Source organism: Mycolicibacter sinensis (genome assembly GCF_001673565.1).
Classification (GTDB): Bacteria; Actinomycetota; Actinomycetes; order Mycobacteriales; family Mycobacteriaceae; genus Mycobacterium; species Mycobacterium sinense_C.
In genome coordinates this window covers 25,911-43,099 of record NZ_LZMF01000034.1, presented here as the reverse complement: position 1 = coordinate 43,099, position 17,189 = coordinate 25,911, and the positions used below count along the sequence as shown (strand labels likewise).

The 17,189-nt window shown below is 68.2% G+C and carries 19 protein-coding genes; 7 read left to right on the top strand and 12 right to left on the bottom strand.

Going from position 1 to position 17,189, the window contains the following annotated elements:
- Positions 1-8: 8 nt before the first annotated feature.
- The 5 genes from prcA to A5648_RS05720 form a co-directional block, all read right to left on the bottom strand.
- Positions 9-755 carry a proteasome subunit alpha gene (gene prcA / locus A5648_RS05740; protein ID WP_065023612.1) on the bottom strand — a complete coding sequence of 249 codons (747 nt, stop codon included), beginning with the start codon at positions 753-755 and terminating at the stop codon, positions 9-11.
- Positions 752-1,651 carry a proteasome subunit beta gene (gene prcB / locus A5648_RS05735; RefSeq protein ID WP_065023611.1) on the bottom strand — a complete coding sequence of 300 codons (900 nt, stop codon included), beginning with the start codon at positions 1,649-1,651 and terminating at the stop codon, positions 752-754. Before prcB ends, prcA begins: the two co-directional genes overlap by 4 nt.
- A complete protein-coding gene (locus tag A5648_RS05730; RefSeq protein WP_013828730.1) occupies positions 1,648-1,842 on the bottom strand; it encodes a ubiquitin-like protein Pup in 195 nt (64 codons plus the stop codon). The genes prcB and A5648_RS05730 overlap by 4 nt, the downstream gene beginning before the upstream one ends.
- A gap of 87 nt (positions 1,843-1,929) precedes the next feature.
- Complete coding sequence (dop, locus tag A5648_RS05725; RefSeq protein WP_065023610.1) at positions 1,930-3,438, bottom strand: depupylase/deamidase Dop; 1,509 nt, start codon at positions 3,436-3,438, stop codon at positions 1,930-1,932.
- A gap of 22 nt (positions 3,439-3,460) precedes the next feature.
- A complete protein-coding gene (locus A5648_RS05720; RefSeq protein WP_234787294.1) occupies positions 3,461-4,051 on the bottom strand; it encodes a TetR/AcrR family transcriptional regulator in 591 nt (196 codons plus the stop codon).
- A 165-nt stretch (positions 4,052-4,216) separates the two neighbouring features.
- On the opposite strand from A5648_RS05720, the gene A5648_RS05715 reads away from it, so the two are divergent.
- A complete protein-coding gene (locus tag A5648_RS05715) occupies positions 4,217-4,624 on the top strand; it encodes a hypothetical protein (RefSeq protein ID WP_065023609.1) in 408 nt (135 codons plus the stop codon).
- A gap of 9 nt (positions 4,625-4,633) precedes the next feature.
- On the opposite strand, the gene arc is transcribed toward A5648_RS05715, so the two are convergent.
- Entirely contained in the window at positions 4,634-6,457 is a 1,824-nt protein-coding gene (gene arc / locus A5648_RS05710; RefSeq protein WP_065023630.1) for a proteasome ATPase, read from the bottom strand.
- 155 nt (positions 6,458-6,612) lie between these two features.
- Between arc and A5648_RS05705 the strand changes: the two genes are divergently transcribed.
- The 4 genes from A5648_RS05705 (at position 6,613) to A5648_RS05690 (ending at position 8,430) form a co-directional block, all read left to right on the top strand.
- The gene (locus tag A5648_RS05705; protein WP_065023608.1) at positions 6,613-7,101 is read left to right on the top strand and encodes a hypothetical protein; all 489 of its coding nucleotides are present in this window, start codon (positions 6,613-6,615) and stop codon (positions 7,099-7,101) included.
- Between the two features lie 11 nt (positions 7,102-7,112).
- Positions 7,113-7,643: a hypothetical protein gene (locus tag A5648_RS05700; RefSeq protein WP_065023607.1), complete on the top strand. Its 531-nt coding sequence runs from the start codon at positions 7,113-7,115 to the stop codon at positions 7,641-7,643.
- A gap of 2 nt (positions 7,644-7,645) precedes the next feature.
- A complete protein-coding gene (locus A5648_RS05695) occupies positions 7,646-7,939 on the top strand; it encodes a DUF503 domain-containing protein (protein ID WP_065023606.1) in 294 nt (97 codons plus the stop codon).
- A 68-nt stretch (positions 7,940-8,007) separates the two neighbouring features.
- Entirely contained in the window at positions 8,008-8,430 is a 423-nt protein-coding gene (locus tag A5648_RS05690) for a hypothetical protein (RefSeq protein WP_131810528.1), read from the top strand.
- Positions 8,431-8,434: 4 nt separating this feature from the next.
- On the opposite strand, the gene A5648_RS05685 is transcribed toward A5648_RS05690, so the two are convergent.
- Complete coding sequence (locus A5648_RS05685; RefSeq protein WP_065023604.1) at positions 8,435-9,268, bottom strand: tRNA (adenine-N1)-methyltransferase; 834 nt, start codon at positions 9,266-9,268, stop codon at positions 8,435-8,437.
- 65 nt (positions 9,269-9,333) lie between these two features.
- Here A5648_RS05685 and A5648_RS05680 point away from each other — a divergent pair, with 65 nt between their 5' ends.
- Positions 9,334-10,146, top strand: a complete 813-nt coding sequence (locus tag A5648_RS05680) for a RecB family exonuclease (protein ID WP_207511606.1) — start codon at positions 9,334-9,336, stop codon at positions 10,144-10,146.
- Positions 10,143-10,928, top strand: a complete 786-nt coding sequence (locus A5648_RS05675; protein ID WP_065023602.1) for a thioesterase family protein — start codon at positions 10,143-10,145, stop codon at positions 10,926-10,928. The genes A5648_RS05680 and A5648_RS05675 overlap by 4 nt, the downstream gene beginning before the upstream one ends.
- Positions 10,929-10,938: 10 nt before the next feature.
- On the opposite strand, the gene A5648_RS05670 is transcribed toward A5648_RS05675, so the two are convergent.
- Genes A5648_RS05670 through metH form a run of 5 tightly spaced genes read right to left on the bottom strand, consistent with a single transcriptional unit; the run spans position 10,939 to position 17,060 of the window.
- On the bottom strand, positions 10,939-11,418 hold the full coding sequence (locus tag A5648_RS05670; RefSeq protein ID WP_065023601.1) for a glycine zipper 2TM domain-containing protein: 480 nt from the start codon (positions 11,416-11,418) through the stop codon (positions 10,939-10,941).
- Positions 11,419-11,463: 45 nt separating this feature from the next.
- Positions 11,464-12,324, bottom strand: a complete 861-nt coding sequence (hisG, locus tag A5648_RS05665; protein ID WP_109470691.1) for an ATP phosphoribosyltransferase — start codon at positions 12,322-12,324, stop codon at positions 11,464-11,466.
- A 2-nt stretch (positions 12,325-12,326) separates the two neighbouring features.
- A complete protein-coding gene (locus A5648_RS05660) occupies positions 12,327-12,608 on the bottom strand; it encodes a phosphoribosyl-ATP diphosphatase (RefSeq protein ID WP_065023599.1) in 282 nt (93 codons plus the stop codon).
- Between the two features lie 6 nt (positions 12,609-12,614).
- The gene (locus A5648_RS05655) at positions 12,615-13,316 is read right to left on the bottom strand and encodes an HAD family hydrolase (RefSeq protein ID WP_065023598.1); all 702 of its coding nucleotides are present in this window, start codon (positions 13,314-13,316) and stop codon (positions 12,615-12,617) included.
- Between the two features lie 3 nt (positions 13,317-13,319).
- Positions 13,320-17,060, bottom strand: coding sequence for a methionine synthase (gene metH / locus A5648_RS05650; RefSeq protein WP_065023597.1), 3,741 nt, complete (start codon positions 17,058-17,060; stop codon positions 13,320-13,322).
- Positions 17,061-17,189: the final 129 nt, after the last annotated feature.

The following is a 17,189-nucleotide window of genomic DNA, read 5'->3' as shown; positions in this document are numbered from 1 at the left end:
CGCAATCCCTAGCCGGAAGCGTCGCCAGATGTCTCCCCCGACGAATCCGCCTGCGGTAGCAACTCTTCCAGCGTCGCCCGGGCGATCCGGCGGAATGCCCGCTTCGGCCGGTTGGCATCCAAAATGGCCACCTCCAGGGTGCCCGGGCCCAACTCACGCTGTTCGGCACCGTTGCCGGAGTCGGTCTTCTTCAGCGCGTTGACCGCGATGTGCAAGGCGTCGGCCAACTCGGCGTTCTCGGTGTAGGAGTCCTTGAGCGCGGCGATCACCGGCTCGGTGGTGCCACCCATCACCACGAAGTGCGGTTCATCGGTGATCGACCCGTCGTAGGTGATCCGGTACAGCTCAGGGGCTTTGGTCTGCCCCTGGTAGGCCACCCCGGCCACGCACAGCTCGACCTCGTAGGGCTTGGCCTGCTCGGTGAAGATCGTGCCCAGAGTCTGGGCGTAGACGTTGGCCAGCTGGCGTGCGGTGACGTCACGGCGGTCGTAGGCATACCCGCGGGTGTCGGCGAACTGGATTCCGCCGCGACGCAGGTTCTCGAACTCGTTGATCCGGCCCGCGGCGGCGAACCCGACCCGGTCGTAGAGCTCGCTGATCTTCTGCAGTGAGCGCGAGGGGTTTTCGGCGACGAACAGCACGCCGTCGGCGTAGGCCAGCGCCACCACGCTGCGGCCGCGGGCGATGCCTTTGCGCGCGAGCTCGCCGCGTTCACGCATCGCCTGTTCGGGCGAGATGAAATACGGGAAGCTCATTTCTTACCCGCGCCCTTCTTGTTTGCGCCGGCCTTGGGTGTGGACCCCCCACCGCGAGTACGGCTCTCGATGATCTCCCGAGCCAGTTCGGCGACCCGCTCCTCGGGAACGTCGACAGCACCGTCGGCGCCGATCGTCACCGCAGTCGGGTAGATGCCGCGCACCAAATCCGGTCCGCCGGTGGCCGAGTCGTCGTCGGCGGCGTCGTACAGCGCCTCGATGGCCACCCGCAGCGCCGAATCCGAGTCGGTCACCTGTCCGTAGAGCTTCTTCATCGAAGACTTCGCGAACAGCGACCCGGAGCCCACCGCCTGGTAGCCCTCCTCCTCGATGTTCCAGCCCCCGGCGGCGTCGAACGACACGATGCGCCCGGCGTGCTCGACGTCGGCCTCGTCGATGTCATAGGCCACCAGCAGCGGCAGCGCCAGCAACCCCTGCATCGCCGCACCCAGGTTGCCCCGCACCATGATCGCCAGCCGGTTGACCTTTCCGGCGAACGTCAGCGGCACCCCTTCGAGCTTCTCGTAATGCTCCAGCTCGACGGCGTAGAGCCGGGCGAACTCGACGGCGATCGCCGCGGTGCCGGCGATGCCGGTGGCGGTGTAATCGTCGGTGATGTAGACCTTCTGGACGTCGCGCCCGGCGATCATGTTGCCCTGGGTGGAGCGCCGGTCGCCGGCCATCACCACACCGCCGGGGTATTTCAGCGCGACGATCGTGGTGCCGTGCGGCAGCTCAGCGCCTGCGGTCGAACTCAAGCCCGCGCTGCCCGCCGGCAACAGATCCGGCGCCTGGCGGCGCAGGAAGTCCGAGAACGACGACAGGTCTACCGAGTTGGACGGCAGCCCCGGGAGCGCGGATTGGACGGGTAGGCGGTCATGGAAGGGCCAGCTCACTGGCCGCCCTTTTGGACGTACGCGCGCACGAAGTCCTCCGCGTTCTCCTCCAGCACGTCGTCGATCTCGTCGAGCAGGTCGTCGGTCTCCCCGGTCAGCTTCTCGCGACGCTCCTGGCCGGCGGCCGCGGGACCGGTGGGGTCGTCCTCGTCGCCACCGCCACCGCCACGCTTGGTCTGCTCCTGAGCCATCGCTGCCTCCTGCATCTACATCGGCTTGCGCATCACGCGCACGTCGGTTTCTCCACCCTACCGGTCGACACCGCGTCGCCGGCGGGCTTAGGTGGTGAGTTGTTCGACCAGTTCAGCCGCGCTGTCCACCGAGTCCAGCAGCGCCCCGACGTGGGCCTTGCTGCCGCGCAGCGGCTCCAGGGTGGGAATCCGGACCAGCGACTCCCCGCCCAGGTCGAAGATCACCGAGTCCCAGCTGGCCGCGGCGATGTCGGCGCCGAACCGGCGCAGACACTCCCCGCGGAAGTAGGCACGGGTGTCAGGCGGCGGATTGTCTACCGCGTCGAGCACCTGCTGTTCGGTAATCAGCCGCTGCATGGAACCGCGGGCGACCAGCCGGTTGTAGAGGCCCTTGTCCAGCCGGACGTCGGAGTACTGCAGGTCGATCAGGTGCAGCCGCGGAGCCGACCAGCTCAGGTTCTCCCGCTGCCGGAAACCCTCCAGCAAGCGCAGCTTGGCCGGCCAGTCCAGCAGGTCGGCGCACTCCATCGGGTCGCGTTCCAGCTGGTCGAGAACCCGCGCCCAGGTCTCGATGATGTGGGTGGCGCGCGGATCGGGATCGCGGGCGTCGACCAGCTTCGCCGCCCGGTCCAGGTAGATCCGTTGCAGCGCAAGGGCGGTCATCTCCCGGCCGTCGGCCAGCGCGACGGTGGCCCGCAGCGTCGGGTCACGGCTGATCACGTGCACCGCACGCACCGGGCGGGCCAGAACCAGATCACTCAGGTCGATGCCGTGCTCGGGGCCTTCCTCGATGAGGTCGAGCACCAGCGCGGTGGTGCCGACCTTCAGATACGTCGAGGTCTCGGCGAGGTTGGCGTCGCCGATGATGACGTGCAGCCGGCGATACTTGTCGGCGTCGGCGTGCGGTTCGTCGCGGGTGTTGATGATGCCGCGCTTGAGGGTGGTCTCCAGGCCGACCTCGACCTCGATGTAGTCGGCGCGCTGGGAGAGCTGGAAGCCCGGTTCGTCGCCGGCCGGGCCCAGACCGACGCGACCGGACCCGCAGATCACCTGGCGGGACACGAAAAACGGGGTCAGCCCGGCGATGATCGCCGAAAACGGCGTCTGCCGGCTCATCAGATAGTTCTCATGGGTGCCGTAGGAGGCGCCCTTGTTGTCGATGTTGTTCTTGTAGAGCTGCAGCTTGGCGGCCCCGGGCACACTGGCCACGTGGCGGGCGGCGGCCTCCATCACCCGCTCGCCGGCCTTGTCCCAGATCACCGCGTCCATCGGGTCGGTGACCTCGGGCGCGGAGTACTCCGGGTGGGCGTGGTCGACGTAGAGCCGGGCCCCGTTGGTCAGGATCATGTTGGCCGCGCCGACCTCGTCGGCGTCGATGATCGGCGGGGGCCCGGATGAGCGGCTCAGGTCGAAGCCGCGGGCGTCGCGCAGCGGGGACTCCACCTCGTAGTCCCAGCGCGTGCGCTTGGCACGCGGGATTCCGGCCGCCGCGGCATAGGCCAGCACCGCCTGAGTGGAGGTCAGGATCGGGTTAGCGGTCGGATCCGACGGCGAAGCAATGCCGTATTCGACTTCCGTCCCGATGATCCGTTGCATGGCCTCAGCCTAGGCGAGGCCATCAGCGGTGCCCGTTGGTGCGTAGGGTCCGGTGGGCCATCTCCTGGGCCGCGGCGATGATGACGTCCGCGTCCGGTTCGGTCTCGCCCAGGTACGCGGCGTTCAACAGGCCGTCGACGGCGTAGTACAAAAGTCCTGCCGTAGTGGGCGGATCGGCCACCGATGCGGCCCCGGCCTCCACCGCGGCGGCGATGGCATCAGCGAGCAGCGTGATGACCTTCGAATCGGCCAGGCGCAGTTGGCGCAACCCGTCGCCGGAGGCTTGTGAGAACACCGCCCGATGCAGGGCCGCATTGGCGATGTCGTAGCGGATCATCTGCTCGATCAGCACATCGATCGCCGCGGGCCAACCGGGGCCCGGGGGCGTGGCCGTGGTGAGCTGCTCCCGCACGGTCGCCAGGAAGGTCTCCAGGTAGTCGGCCCACAGCCTGGCCAGCAGGTGATCCTTGGAGTCGAAGTACAGGTAGAACGTTCCCTTGGCGACTTGAGCCGCCGCGGTGACTTTTTCCACCGTCAGCTCGGTCGGCCCGTCGGCCAGCAGCAAGCCGCGGGTCACCTCCAGCAACTGACGTTCCCGTTGTTCGGCGGGCAACGTCGTGCGCCGTCTTCGAGATCCCTGCTGCGCCAAGGCACCTCTCCTTTCCGCGACATCGGTGCCGCCGGCCCCGAACACGTTGACAGTGCCGTGAAGCCACCGCTACGGTAACATGACTGACGGTCAGTCACTAGCTTAGCCGGCCGGACGAAGGAGGCTCGCATGGCAACAGCACACGTCACTCAGGACATCGTCGTCGACGAGAGTCGCACCAGCGCCCTGAGCCTGATGGCACTCGGCCGGGTGATCCTCGCCGGCATCTCACTGGTCGCACCGCGGGGATTCGCCAAAATCCTCGGAGTCACGCCCTCCCCCGAACTCACCTACATGACCCGGATCTATGGCGCACGGGCATTCGCGATGGGCCTGGGCTACCTCACCAGCGGCACCAAGGAACGCCATCGCTGGAGGCGGCTCGCCCTGGTGGTCGACACCACCGACACCGTCAACGGCTTCGGCCACCTGGTGCGCCGCGATCTGCCGCTGCGGGCGGCTCTGAGCATGGTCGCCCTCACCGGGACCTATGCGGCTATCGGCGCGACCAAAGTCGCAACAGAGCAGTTCCGGTAGATCCGAGGCTTACAGGTACTGGCCCAGGTTCGACTCGGTGTCGATGGCCCGGCTCGCACTGGAGCTCTTGCCGGTGACCAGGGTGCGGATGTAGACGATCCGCTCGCCCTTCTTGCCCGAGATCCGTGCCCAGTCATCGGGATTGGTGGTGTTGGGCAGGTCCTCGTTCTCGGCGAACTCGTCGACGATCGAGTCCAGCAGGTGCTGGATGCGCAGGCCGGGCTGGCCGGTCTCCAGCACCGACTTGATCGCGTTTTTCTTCGCCCGGTCGACGACGTTCTGGATCATCGCCCCGGAGTTGAAGTCCTTGAAGTACATGACTTCCTTGTCACCGTTGGCGTAGGTGACCTCCAGGAACCGGTTGTCGTCGATCTCGGCGTACATCCGGTCGACGACCTTCTCGATCATGGCCTTGATGCACGCGGCACGGTCGCCGCCGAACTCGGCCAGGTCGTCGGCGTGCACCGGCAACCCCACGGTCAGGTACTTGGAGAAGATGTCTTGCGCGGCTTCGGCATCCGGGCGCTCGATCTTGATCTTCACGTCGAGCCGGCCGGGACGCAGGATCGCCGGGTCGATCATGTCCTCGCGGTTGGAGGCGCCGATCACGATGACGTTCTCCAGCCCCTCCACGCCGTCGATCTCGCTGAGCAACTGGGGAACCACCGTCGTCTCCACGTCCGAGGAGACACCGGTGCCACGGGTGCGGAAGATCGAGTCCATCTCGTCGAAGAACACGATCACCGGGGTGCCTTCGGACGCCTTCTCCCGGGCACGCTGGAAGATCAGCCGGATGTGGCGTTCGGTCTCGCCGACGAACTTGTTGAGCAGCTCGGGGCCCTTGATGTTGAGGAAGTACGACTTGGCCTCGTGGGCGTCGTCGCCGCGCACCTCGGCCATCTTCTTGGCCAGCGAGTTGGCCACCGCCTTGGCGATCAGCGTCTTACCGCAGCCGGGCGGGCCGTAGAGCAGCACACCTTTGGGCGGGCGCAGCGCGTACTCCCGGTACAGCTCCTTGTGCAGGAACGGCAGCTCCACGGCGTCGCGGATCTGCTCGATCTGGCGGCCCAAACCGCCGATGTCGCCGTAGCTGACGTCGGGCACTTCCTCGAGCACCAGGTCTTCGACCTCGGCCTTGGGGATGCGCTCGAAGGCGTAGCCGGCCTTGGTGTCGACCAGCAGTGAGTCGCCGGGGCGCAGCTTGCGCGGACGCCAGTCGTCGGACGCCGCATCCGGATTGCTATCGGGCAGATCCGCGGCCACCAACGGCTCGGCCAGCCACACGATGCGCTCCTCGTCGGCGTGGCCCACCACCAGCGCCCGGTGCCCGTCGGACAGCACCTCGCGCAGGGTTGAAATCTCCCCGACCGATTCGAAGGCGGTGGCCTCAACCACGGTGAGCGCCTCGTTGAGCCGCACCGTCTGGCCCTTCTTGAGCGTGCTGACGTCAATGTTCGGCGAGATGTTCAGCCGCATCCGGCGCCCGGAGGTGAACACGTCGACGGTCTCGTCCTCGTGGCTGGCGAGCAGTACGCCGTAGCCGCTGGGCGGCTGTCCGAGCCGGTCGACCTCCTCACGCAGGGCCAGCAGCTGCTGACGTGCGTCTTTGAGGGTGTCCATCAGCTTGGAGTTGCGCGCGGTCAGCGAATCGATGTGCGATTCGAGCTGCCGCACGTCGCGCCCGACACGGGCGGTGTCCTGCGGGGCGTTGTCCAACTGTTCGCGCAGCACTGCGGCCTCGCGGCGCAGCTCCTCCAGCTCGGCCAGGTCGTCGTCGGGCGCGCCCGTCCCCCCGGACGCATCGAAAGCCTCAGAACGCTTTGAGTCTTCCATGTCGTTCATGTTGCGCTCCTTTCCCGAACTGGAAGTTGAAGCGACGGATACCTCAACGCTACCGGCCATTGTGCATTCGCGTGCGCTGTGGCAATCCGACACACCGGGAAACGCTGTTAGCCTTGGTAACGATTCCAGCCGTCGAAAGGACCTTTGTGACCGCGAAATACCTAGCCACAGGCATCGCAGCAGCCGCGCTCGTCGGGGCGGCCGCAGCAGGTGTGACCTCGGTTGCAACCGTCACCCCGCAGGTGCAGTTGACGGTGTTCGGCGCGCCGCTGCCGCTGGACCCGCCGGCCGCGGTGCCGGCGCCGGAGCAGCTGACCGACGTTCTCAACACGCTGGCCGACCCGGGTATCCCCGCCGCCGGCAAGTCGTACCTGATCGAGGGTGGGCTGGGGCCGGTCGAGAGCAGCATCATGGACCGCAAGATGTCCAAGGCCGCCGCGAACGGCAAGTTCCCGCTGGCGATCAGCGTGGCCAACATCGCCCCGGCCGGCCTCGGCGCGGCCACCGCCGACGTCACCGCCTCCGGGCCGCAGATGGAGCCGCGCACTGTCAACCTGACGTTCGTGGACCAGGGCGGCTGGAAGCTGTCCAAGACCTCGCTGATGACGCTGTCGCAGATGACGTCGTCGAACTGATCGCAGCTGGCATGTTCCGGCAGCGCCTTGCCTTGATCACCGCTCTGGCGGCGGTGCTGGCGCTGTCGGGCTGCACCGGCCACCAGTCGGCGCAGGCGCCGGTCGAGGAGCCCTCGACATCGGGGTCGATGTCGACGGCCGCTGCTGCGCCGGTGTCGGCGATGCCGGCGCCTGAGGCACTGACCGACGTGCTCTACCGGCTGTCCGATTCGGAGGTTCCCGGCGCGGAGAAGGTGGGCCTCGTCGAGGGCGCCAAGCCCACCGATGCCGAGACCATCGACAAGTTCGCCACCGCACTCAAAGACGGCGGATATCTACCGCTGAGCCTCGAAGCCGCCGGGCTGACCTGGTCGGACCGCCACCCGGGCAACGTGACCGCCGACGTCACCATCAACACCGCCAACCCCGACACCGGCGCGTTCACGTTCCCGATGGAGTTCACGCCGCACGACGCCGGCTGGCAGCTATCCCAGGAGACCGCCAAGACGTTGCTGGCGTTCGGCAAAGCGCACGCCGACTCATCTGCGCCTCCCGCGCCCTAGCCATGTGGATCGGCTGGTTGGAGTTCGACCTGCTGCTCGGTGACGTGCATTCGCTCAAGCAGAAGCGGTCGGTAGTGCGCCCGATCGTCGCGGAGCTACGTCGCAAGTTCAATGTTTCAGCGGCGGAGGCGGATTCGACTGATCTGCACCGGCGCGCCGGGATCGGTCTGTCCGCGGTGTCCGGCGAGCGAGCCCATCTGGTGCAGGTGCTGGACGCCGCCGAGCGCCTGGTGGCCGACCGCCCGGAGATCGAGTTGCTGTCGGTGCGCCGCGGGCTGAGCCGCAGCGACGACTGAGGCTGCCACGCAAGCGGTTTCACCGGGGTTGAGGAGGCGATCAGACGATGCCGAGTTGGCGTGACACCGTGAGTGAACAGGCGCAGCGCGACCTTGACGAGCTCACCGCCGCTGCAGTCGACTTCGCTCTGGCTGGCATCAAGGCAGGCGGTGAGTTCCGGCCGTTCGCGTTGGCGGTGTCCGTCGACGGCGAGGAACAGGTGATCGCCCCCGACTACCCCGCATCGGCCGATCTGACCGTCGTCGAACAACTGGCGGCGCACTGGCGAGCCGTCACCGAGGTCAAGGACAGCCTGCGGGCCGCGGTCGTGGCGCTGAACGTCACCTTGACCGAGCAGCGCTGCGACGGAATCGAGTTCAGCGTCGAGCACCGCGACGGCGCGGCGATAGGACTGATCTTTCCGTACACGATCGGCGCCGACGGTGCCGTGGACGTGGAACCGCCGTCGGAGCATGCGATGAACCCACGGCTGTGGGGCCCCGAGGCCTGACCGCTCACACCGGGCGTTTTCGCCCCAGCCGGGTCGGGGTCACCGTGCCCGGCGCCAGCCGGCGGGCGGTGACCAGAAACGCGGTGTGGCCGCGCATCGCGTGTTGCGGTCGGACCGCCAGGCCGACGACGTTCCAGCCGCGCTGCAGCGTCTCCCACGCTCGCGGTTCGGTCCAGCACTGCTGTCCGCGCAGCGCCTCCACCACCTCGGAGAGCTGGGTCACGGTGGCGACGTAGATCACCAGTACCCCACCGGGAATCAGCACCCGCGACACCGTGTCGAGCACCTCCCACGGCGCCAGCATGTCCAGCACCACCCGGTCGATCGATCCGGCCGGCATGTCGCAGTCGGCGACATCGCCCAGCTTCAGTTGCCAGTTGTCGGGCAGGTGCCCGACGAAGGTCTCGACGTTGCGGCGGGCATGCTCGGCGTGGTCGTCGCGCAGCTCGTAGGAGATCACCCGGCCCTGCGGCCCGACGGCCCGCAACAGCGACAGCGTCAACGCACCCGAGCCGGCGCCGGCCTCCAGCACCCGGGCCCCGGGGAAGATGTCGCCCTCGTGAATGATCTGCGCGGAATCCTTCGGGTAGATCACCTGCGCCCCGCGCGGCATCGACATCACGTAGTCGACCAGCAGCGGCCGCAGCACCAGGAACGGATCGCCGTTGGCGGACTTGACCACGCTGCCGTCCGGCAGCCCGATCACCTCGTCGTGCGGGATGGCGCCGCGGTGGGTGTGGAAGTCGCCGCCGGGGACCAGCACCGTGGTGTAGCGGCGGCCTTTGGCGTCGGTGAACTGGGCCCGGTCACCCGCTTGGAAGATCCCCGATTCGGACACAGCCGCTAACACTAAAGCGTGCGCGACGGACCGGTTGTCGGTGCATGCCCGTATGGTGCCTGAGTATGAGCAGGCCCGCGTTGTCCCCGTCACGTGCGGCTGACTTCAAACAGTGCCCGCTGCTGTACCGCTTCCGGGCGATCGACCGGCTGCCCGAGGCCCCCTCGGCGGCGCAGTTGCGCGGCTCGGTGGTGCACGGCGCCCTGGAGCGGCTCTACGCGCTGCCGGCGCCGCAGCGCGGACCGGAGGCAGCCGTGAAGTTGGTGGCCCCGTCCTGGGACCAGCTGATCAGCGCCGAGCCGGGCCTGGGCGAGGGGCTGGACACCGAGAAGCTGCTGGCCGAGGCCCGCAAACTGCTGGCGGGCTACTACCGGCTGGAGGATCCGCGCCGGTTCGATCCGCAGAGCTGCGAGCAGCGCGTCGAAGTCGAGCTGGCCGACGGAACCCTGTTGCGGGGCTTCGTCGACCGCATCGACGTGGCGCCCTCCGGCGGCCTGCGGGTGGTCGACTACAAGACCGGCAGAGCCCCATCAGTCACCGGCCGGCCGTCCGCGGCTGCCGAATCCAAGGCGCTGTTCCAGATGAAGTTCTACGCGGTTGCGCTGCTGCGATCACGCGGGGTGCTGCCCGAAAAGCTGCGGCTGATCTACCTGGCCGACGGTCAGATGCTGGACTACTCTCCCGACCACGCCGAGCTGCTGCGCTTCGAGAAGACCTTGATCGCGATCTGGCGGGCCATTCAGACCGCCGGCGCCACAGGCGATTTCCGGCCCAATCGGTCGCGGTTGTGTGACTGGTGCGCGCACCGCGCGCTGTGCCCGGCGTTCGGCGGGACCCCGCCGTCCTACCCCGGCTGGCCGGCCGACGACGCCGCATGACCGGCAGCTACTACCGTCGGGCACCGGGCACCGACGCGGGAGACGTGTTCGAGTCCACGCAACTCACCGGCAGCGTCTGGGGGCCCAATCTGCAGCACGGCTCACCGCCGCTGGCGTTGCTCACTCGCGAAATCGAAAATCTGATCGCGGGCTCCGGCCAGCGGATCGCCCGGCTGGCCCTGGACATTCTGGGCGCGATTCCAGTGGCTCCGGTGCGGGTACACGCGTGGGTGCAGCGCTCGGGCAGGCGGATCCGGCTGCTGGAGGCCGAGATGCGGTCCTGCGACGACGACCGTCCGGTGGCTCGGCTGAGCGCGTGGGCGCTGGCGACCACCGACACCACCGTGGTGGCCGCCGACCGGCACCCGCCGCTGCCCCAGGGACCGTCGCTGCCGCCGCCGGCGTGGTTCGCCCAGAGCACCGGCTATGCCCGGTCCGTTCAGTGGCGCGCCCAGCCGGACTCCTCCGACGGCGCGGCGGTGGCCTGGCTGAGTCCCCGGGTACATCTGGTCGACGCCGAGCCGACCACCGCCCTGCAGCGGCTGGCCATGGTGGTCGACTCGGCCAACGGCATCGGCGCCGCCCTGGACACCGAGGAATACGTGTTCATGAACACCGACACCGTGGTGCATCTGCACCGGCTGCCGGCCGGAGAAGAATTCGGCTTGCGGGCCCGCGCCTCGATCGGGCCGGACGGCGTGGGCGCGACCACCGCGGAGCTGTTCGACTGCAGCGGGTTCATCGGGACGTCAGCGCAGACGCTGCTGGTGCAGCGACGCTGAACGCCTCAGCTCACACGACCGCGGTGAACGCGGCGATCGCGATACCGCCCGCGACCGCGAGACCGTCCTCCAGCAGTGCGATCGGCAGGTCGCGCCCGCGGGATGCGGCCAGGCGTGTGCGGGCCTCATAGCCGCCCAGCGTGCCCAGGACCGCACCGATGACACCCGCCCCGAGCGCCGACCAGGTGTAGGCCCAGGCCGTGCCGATAACGGCGCCCGCAAAGGCGCCCAAGGCAAGGCGGGCGGCGAACGACGGCGCTGCCGTGCGGGCCGGTGTCTTGGGAAGTTTGTCGGTGACCAGTTCACCGACTGCCAGCACGGTCAGGATGGCGACGCTCACCGGATGACTCAGCCATTGAACCCAGGTGCCCTCCAAATTGATCCAGTGCAGCGCGGCCGCCCACGCCACGACCGCCGGCGCCGTCAGCGCACGCAGCCCGGCGACGACGCCGATCAACAACGCGAGCAGCAGCACAAGGAAATGCGTCACTTCGGGCCTCCTAGGATCCCCCGGACGCTAACACGCCGGCACTGCTCAAAATCGGCAGAAGCGAATGTCCGACGCCAGAATGGCCTTGGCTCCGATGGCGGCCAGTTCGTCCATGATCGCGTTGACCTCGCGGCGCGGGACCAGGGCGCGCACCGCCACCCAGTCCGGCTCGGCCAGCGGGGCGATGGTCGGAGACTCCAGTCCCGGGGTGATCGCGGCAGCCTGCTCGAGAGCCGCACGCGGACAGTTGTAATCCAGCATCAGGTACTGCTGGCCGAAGACCACGCCGCGCACCCGGCCCGCCAGCTGATCACGTGCTGCGGCCGTCTGTTGGCTGCGGCCATTCGGCTTGGCGGCCTCGATGAGCACCGCCTCCGAATCGCACAGCGTCTCACCGAAAGCCACCAGGTCATGTTGGCGCAGGGTGCGGCCCGACCCGACCACGTCGGCGATCGCGTCGGCCACCCCGAGCTGAATCGAGATCTCCACCGCGCCGTCCAGACGGATGACGGTCGCCTCGATCCCTCTGGCCGCCAGGTCTTTCCGAACGAGGTTGGGATAGGCGGTGGCGATGCGCTTGCCGGCCAGATCCGCCACTGCCCAGTCCCGCCCGGCCGGGGCGGCGTAGCGGAACCGCGACGAGCCGAATCCCAGCGCCAGCCGTTCGCGCACCGGCGCAGTGGATTCCAGCGCCAGGTCCCGGCCGGTGACCCCCAGGTCCAACTCCCCCGACCCGACGTAGATGGCGATGTCCTTGGGCCGCAGGAAGAAGAACTCGACTTTGTTGGTCGGATCGATGACCGTCAGATCCTTGGCGTCGCTGCGGCTGCGGTAGCCGGCCTCGGCCAGCATCGCCGCGGCGGATTCACTGAGCGCCCCCTTGTTGGGGACCGCGACACGCAACATGCTCACAGCTTCCGGTAGATGTCGGACAGCGTCAGCCCGCGCGAGATCATGAGCACCTGGGTCCAATACAGCAGCTGGCTGATCTCCCCGGCCAGGGCGTCGTCGGACTCATGCTCGGCGGCCATCCATACTTCGCCGGCCTCTTCCAGAATCTTCTTGCCGACGGTGTGCACCCCGGCGTCCAGCGCGGCGACGGTGGCGCTGCCGGCCGGCCGGGTGGCGGCGCGCTCACCGAGTTCGGCGAACAGCTCCTCGAAGGTCTTCACGAGCAGGGATTGTTTCATGCGCCATCAGCGGCAGTCACGGCGGTTTCCGGCGCCGGCCCGCTGCGGTCCGGCCAGATCGGCGTGGATTTCGGCCAGGCCCGCCGGCTCGAGACCGGCCAGGGTGGTCACCTGACGACGCCGCGGCCCGGGCGGCACCGGGATCGCATTGGGCGCCACCAGCACCGCGCAGCCGGCCGCCTCGGCCGCCGCCGCGCCGGTCGGCGAGTCCTCCACCGCCAGACACCAGCGCGGATCCAGCTCCAGCAGCTCGGCGGCCCGCAGGTAGGGATCCGGTGCCGGCTTGCCCCTGCCCACCTCATCGCCACAGACCACCGCTGCGAAGTAGTGCCGGCCGATGGTGTTCAGCGCCCGCTCGGCCAGCACCCGCGGGGTGTTGGTCACCAGGGCCATCGGCACCGCCGCCGCGGTCAGTCCGTCGAGCAGCTCGCGGGCACCGTCGCACCAGGGCAGGCCGGCGTCGAAGAGCCCGGCGGTGTAGTCGTGCAGCCAGTGCGCCGACTCCGCCATCGCCGCCGCGTCGAGCGGCAGCCCCAGATCGTCGTAGACGATGCGCATGGTGTTCTCCGCGCAACCGCCGACGGTGGCCGCCCGGACCTCCGACGTCAGCACCCCGCCGAGGCGGTCATAGAGGGCATCCATCGCGACATCCCACAGCTTCTCGGAGTCGACCAGGGTGCCGTCCATGTCCCAGAGCACCGCGCGCAGAGCTCAGTCCTCCGGGTTGTAGCCGAGGTTGGAGCCAAGCCAGCGCTCGGCTTCGGGCAAAGTCCAACCCTTGCGCTTCGCGTAGTCGGCGACCTGGTCTTGGGCCAACCGGCCGATCACGAAATACTGCGACTGGGGGTGCGAGAAGTACAGGCCGCTGACGGCGGCGCCGGGCCACATCGCCATCGAGTCGGTCAGCTCGATCCGGGTCCGCTCCTGGACGTCCATCAACTTCCAGATCGTCGCCTTCTCGGTGTGCTCCGGGCAGGCCGGGTAGCCCGGCGCCGGGCGGATGCCCTGGTACTTCTCGGCGATGAGTGCCTCGTTGTCCAAGGCCTCGTCCGGCTGGAATCCCCAGAACTCCTTGCGAACCCGCTGGTGCATCCGTTCGGCGAAGGCCTCCGCCAGCCGGTCGGCGACCGACTCCAGCAGGATCGCGCTGTAGTCGTCGAGGTCCGCCTTGAACTCCGCGATCTTCTCGCCGCTGCCGAGCCCCGCGGTGACGGCGAAGGCGCCGATGTAGTCCGCCAGACCCGTTTCCTTCGGGGCGATGTAGTCACCCAGCGACCGGTTCGGGATGCCGGCCCGGTGCGCACCCTGCTGGCGCAGGTTGTGGAACATCGTCAGCACCTCGGTACGGGACTCGTCGGTGTAGACCTCGACATCGTCGCCCACCGCGTTGGCCGGGAAGAACCCGATCACCGCGTTAGCCGTCAGCCACTTCTCCTCGATCGCGCGGTCGAGCATCTGCTGGGCGTCGTCGTACAGCTTGCGGGCGGCCTCACCCGAAGCCGGGTTGTTGAGGATGTCGGGGAAGCGGCCCTTCATCTCCCACGCGTTGAAGAACGGCTGCCAGTCGATGAACTCGCGCAACTCGGCGAGGTCGTAATCCAGGAACTCCCGGACACCGAGGCCCTGGACGGGCACCGGCGGTGTGTAGCCGTCCCACTCGATCGGCGTCCGGTTCGCACGCGCCTTCTCCAGCGGCACCATCGGCCGCTCGTTCTTCTGGGCGTGCCGTTCCCGCAACGACGCGTAGTCGGCCGCGGTCTGCTCCAGCAGCGCCGGCCGCTGCTTGTCGTCGAGCAGCGCGGCAGCGACCGGCACCGAGCGGGACGCGTCTTTGACCCAGATCACCGGACCGCTGCGCCGCGGCGCAATCTTCACCGCCGTGTGGGCGCTCGAGGTGGTCGCGCCGCCGATCAGCAGCGGGATCTGAAGACCTTCGCGTTCCATCTCGGCGGCGAAGCCCGCCATCTCCTCCAGCGACGGGGTGATCAGGCCGGAGAGGCCGACCATGTCGGCGTCGTACTCGTTGACCGCGGCCAGGATCTTGTCGGCGGGCACCATCACACCGAGGTCGATGACGGTGTAGTTGTTGCACTGCAGCACGACCCCGACGATGTTCTTGCCGATGTCGTGGACGTCGCCCTTCACGGTCGCCATCACGATCGTGCCGTTGGTGTGATCGCCCTCGCCGGGCTGCTTCTCCGCCTCGATATACGGCAGCAGGTACGCCACGGCCTTCTTCATCACCCGGGCCGACTTCACCACCTGGGGCAGGAACATCTTGCCCGCACCGAAGAGGTCGCCGACGACGTTCATGCCGTCCATCAACGGACCCTCGATCACCTCGATCGGCCGGCCGCCCGCGGCGGAGATCTCGGCCCGAAGCTCCTCGGTGTCTTCGTCGACGTTTGCGTCGATGCCCTTGACCAGGGCGTGCGTGATCCGTTCGCGGACCGGGAGGCTGCGCCACTCGGCTGCCGCGGGATCTTCGGCCTTCTCGGAGGAGTTGAACCGTTCGGCGATCTCCAGCAGCCGCTCGGCGGCATCCTCGCGACGGTTCAGCACGACGTCCTCGATGCGCTCCCGCAGTTCGGGGTCGATCGAGTCGTAGGGCACCAGCGCTCCGGCGTTGACGATGCCCATGTCCAGGCCGGCCTTGATGGCGTGGAACAGGAACACCGCGTGGATCGCCTCGCGGACCGGGTTGTTGCCCCGGAACGAGAACGACACGTTCGAGATGCCGCCGGAGATGTGCACCCCGGGCAGGTTCTCCTTGATCCAGGCGCAGGCCTCGATGAAGTCGATGCCGTAGGTCGCGTGCTCCTCGATGCCGGTCGCCAGCGCGAAGCAGTTCGGGTCGAAGATGATGTCCTCGGCCGGGAAGCCGACCTGCTCGGTCAGGATCCGGTAGGCGCGCCCGCAGATCTCCTTGCGGCGCTCCAGGTTGTCGGCCTGGCCCTGCTCGTCGAAGGCCATCACGACGACGGCGGCGCCGTACTTGCGGCACAGCCGTGCCTCGCGGATGAACTTCTCCTCGCCCTCCTTCATGGAGATCGAGTTGACGATCGGCTTGCCCTGCACGTTCTTCAGGCCCGCCTCGATGACCTCCCATTTGGAGGAGTCGATCATCACCGGGACGCGGCTGATGTCCGGCTCGGCCGCAACCAGTTTGGTGAACCGGTCCATCGCGGCGACGCCGTCGATCATGCCTTCGTCCATGTTGATGTCGATGACCTGCGAACCGACCTCGACCTGCTGCAGGGCGACCGACAGCGCGGTGTCGTAGTCCTCGGCCTTGATCAGGTTGCGGAACCGGGCGGAGCCGGTGATGTTAGTGCGTTCACCGATGTTCACGAACAGCGAGTCGTCGGTGATGTTGAGCGGTTCCAGGCCCGCGAGCCGGGTGGCCAGCTCGATCCTGGGCAGCGCGCGCGGTGGCTTGCCCTCGACGACCTTGGCGATCTCGGCGATGTGCTCCGGCGCCGTTCCGCAGCAACCCCCAACCAGGTTGACCAGGCCGGCCTCGGCGAAGTCGGCGATGTAGCCGGCCTGACGCTCCGGGGACTCGTCGTACTCGCCAAAGGCGTTGGGCAGCCCGGCATTCGGGTAGCAGGAAATGTGGGTGTCAGCGATCCGCGCCATCTCGGCGATGTAGGGCCTCATCTCCGGCGCGCCCAGGGCGCAGTTGAGGCCCACCGCGATCGGATTCGCATGCCGGATCGAGTTCCAGAACGCCTCGGTGACCTGACCCGACAAGGTGCGCCCGGACGCATCGGTAATGGTGCCGGAGATGATGACCGGCCAGCGGCGTCCGCGGTCCTCGAACAGCGTCTCGACGGCGAACACCGCGGCCTTGGCGTTCAGCGAGTCGAAGATCGTCTCGATGAGAATGATGTCGGCGCCACCGTCGACCAGGCCGTTGGCGGCTTCGAGGTAGGCGGCGACCAGCTGGTCGTAGGAGACGTTGCGGGCACCCGGGTCGTTGACGTCCGGCGAGATCGACGCCGTCCGCGTCGTCGGTCCGAGCGTGCCGGCCACGTAGCGGGGCTTGTCCGGCGTGCTGTATTCGTCGGCCGCCTTGCGGGCCAGGGCGGCACCGGCGTAGTTCAGCTCATAGCTGAAGTCGACCATGTCGTAGTCGGAGAGCGAGATCGCGTTCGCGTTGAACGTGTTGGTCTCCAGGATGTCCGCGCCCGCCTCGAGGTACTCGCGGTGAATGCCCTCGATGATCTGCGGCTGCGTCAGGGTGAGCAGGTCGTTGTTGCCCTGCAGCGGGGACGGCCACTCGGCGAACCGCTCACCGCGGTAACCGGCCTCGTCCGGACGGTCCCGCTGAATCGCCGTGCCCATCGCGCCGTCGATCACCAGGATCCGCGCGCCCAGAGCAGCCGTCAGCTCGTCGGTGGCGTCGGGCCGGATGTTGGGCGCGAAGGTTTCGGGCTCAGGGGCGGTCATGCGGGGTCCTTCCGTGACGGAAGGCGTCCTTAACTCTGTCGAGCGTGGCGGCCACCGGCAGATTCCGGCGAACCGTTGCAACGCCTCTCGACGCAGAAGAGTCTACGTGCTCACCCGGCGCAGGGACGA